Raw genomic sequence first — 2,138 nt, 5'->3', positions numbered from 1 at the left:
GCCCAATCATGAAAATCAGATAGGTTCCCGATCGCAATCACTGACTGAGTGAGGAACCCCGCGGCAGCATGCGTCCAAGCACTTTGTCTTTCAGGACAAACTGATGAAAAAGCGCCGCCGCGCCATGGCCTGTCGCAAGACCCATAATCAACCAGGCGTTCCAGTAATGTAGCGTCTGAAACCACGTCACGGTTTCCGCCGGGAACCGCGCGAACGGGGATGGAATCAGGAGGCCGAAAAAACTCATCGTCTGCCCGGCACCCCATCGCCAGAGATAGCCCAGCAAGATTTCCGCCAGAAGCAGCACATAGAGCGTGTACTCTGCTCCAAGGGCGAATACCCGGTCCACAGGCACGAGAAGGTCCGACAGATGCCGGCCTTTCGTCAGACGCCAGACAATGCGGAACACCATAATTGCGGTCAGCAGGATGCCGGCTGTCAGATGCGCGACCACCATCAGATGATGGACGGGTTTTGTTGGCCAGTTCCAGGTTTCGCCAAGAGCAAACTGAAGCAGCACCAGAAAGGCCGTCATCCAGTGAAGGATGATCGTCGGCCTGTCGTAACGCAGCAGGCTATCCGTGATGTCCGGCGTTGAATAAGGCATATACGTCTCGGCAAAAAAGAACCCTGAATCCACTTCCGTATCATGCTTACCTGACAGGATTCTGAACAGAACAGATTTTCCTAAACCATAAATAATATTGAAAATAACTCGCAATATCAGAATGAAATATCTGTTGTCGCGGCAAATGATGCATCTTAACCTTTATTTGTATTCACCAGAAGCAGCAGGTCATCTTATGTCGCGTCTCCATCCTTTGGCCGAACGTCATGCCGTCGAGAAACTGGGATGGCTGCGTGCGGCTGTTCTCGGCGCCAATGACGGAACGCTGTCGACCGGCAGCCTCATCGTCGGCGTTGCCAGTTCTCATGCGACACGCGGCAGCATTCTCGTCGCGGGACTGTCCGCGCTTGTCGCGGGCGCCCTGTCCATGGCGGCGGGCGAGTATGTCTCGGTCAGTTCCCAGGCCGATTCCGAACACGCCGACATCGCCCGCGAGAAACAGGAACTGGTCACGGACTGGGAGGGCGAAGTCACCGAACTGGCCGGGATCTATCAGAAGAGAGGGCTGGATGAAGACCTCTCGCGCAAGGTCGCCGTCGCCCTCATGAAGCATGATGCGCTCGGTGCCCATGCAAGGGATGAACTGGGTTTGTCCGAGGCCACGGCGGCAAGACCCATACAGGCGGCATTCGCCTCAGCAACCGCCTTTTCATCCGGAGCATTACTGCCCGTGCTGGCAGCTGTTCTGGCCCCCGTGGCCTGGGTGTCCTGGGGCGTGTCCCTGACGTCCGTCGTGCTTCTCGCTGTTCTGGGGGTCGTTGGCGCGATTGCCGGCGGCGCAGCGCCTCTGCGCCCAGCACTGCGTGTGACGTTCTGGGGTATTGTGGCAATGATCGTCACGGGCGGGATCGGCCGCCTGTTCGGCGTGTGACGCCGCGTTCCAAGCTCTGAACGAGGCATGTCCTGGGTGGTCTTGACTTCATCCCATATATCCGTGATCGTCGATTTATGGATACAGAATCCGCGCTCTCGGCCCTCAACGCCCTGTCCCAGTCCACGCGGCTGGAGATCTTCCGCCTGCTGGTGCGCCACGAACCGGACGGGCTGCCCGCCGGGGACGTCGCGCGGCACCTCGATGTCCCGCAGAACACCATATCGGCCCATCTCGCTACCCTGACGCGGGCTGGCCTGCTGACCTCGCAGCGCCACAGCCGGCTGATCGTCTATCGTGCTTGTCTTCCGCGCCTGCGCGACCTGATGCTTTTCCTCGTCAGGGACTGCTGTGCGGGCAGCCCCGAACTCTGCGCGCCCCTGATCGCGAACCTGTCCTCCTGCTGCCCGAGCCCGGAATCCTGTCCATGACCATCACGATCTACCACCACCCGGCCTGCGGCACGTCGCGCAACGTGCTGGCACTGATCCGCAACAGCGGCGAGGAGCCCAGGATCATCGAATATCTGAAAACGCCACCCAGCCGCGCGGAACTGGTCGATCTGATCGCCCGTATGGGGGTTCCGGTGCGCGCGATCCTGCGGGAAAAGGGCACGCCCTTTCACGAACTCGGCCTCGA

Annotated in this window: 4 protein-coding genes; 3 read left to right on the top strand and 1 reads right to left on the bottom strand. The window is 59.7% G+C overall.

Annotated elements, in window-relative coordinates:
• Positions 1-37: 37 nt before the first annotated feature.
• Complete coding sequence (locus GOB93_RS20790) at positions 38-607, bottom strand: cytochrome b (RefSeq protein ID WP_061276397.1); 570 nt, start codon at positions 605-607, stop codon at positions 38-40.
• 196 nt (positions 608-803) lie between these two features.
• Here GOB93_RS20790 and GOB93_RS20785 point away from each other — a divergent pair, with 196 nt between their 5' ends.
• From GOB93_RS20785 to GOB93_RS20775, 3 genes are all read left to right on the top strand, one after another.
• Positions 804-1,499, top strand: coding sequence for a VIT1/CCC1 transporter family protein (locus tag GOB93_RS20785; RefSeq protein WP_173585258.1), 696 nt, complete (start codon positions 804-806; stop codon positions 1,497-1,499).
• Between the two features lie 77 nt (positions 1,500-1,576).
• The gene (locus tag GOB93_RS20780) at positions 1,577-1,930 is read left to right on the top strand and encodes an ArsR/SmtB family transcription factor (RefSeq protein WP_173585257.1); all 354 of its coding nucleotides are present in this window, start codon (positions 1,577-1,579) and stop codon (positions 1,928-1,930) included.
• A partial coding sequence (locus tag GOB93_RS20775; protein WP_338422430.1) for a glutaredoxin domain-containing protein occupies positions 1,927-2,138 on the top strand: 212 nt, incomplete at its 3' end. The genes GOB93_RS20780 and GOB93_RS20775, both read left to right, overlap by 4 nt.

Source organism: Acetobacter musti (genome assembly GCF_011516835.1).
In the GTDB taxonomy this organism is placed as follows: Bacteria; Pseudomonadota; Alphaproteobacteria; order Acetobacterales; family Acetobacteraceae; genus Acetobacter; species Acetobacter musti.
The sequence above is the reverse complement of the archived record's forward strand: the minus strand, read 5'-3'. Positions and strand labels throughout refer to the sequence as shown.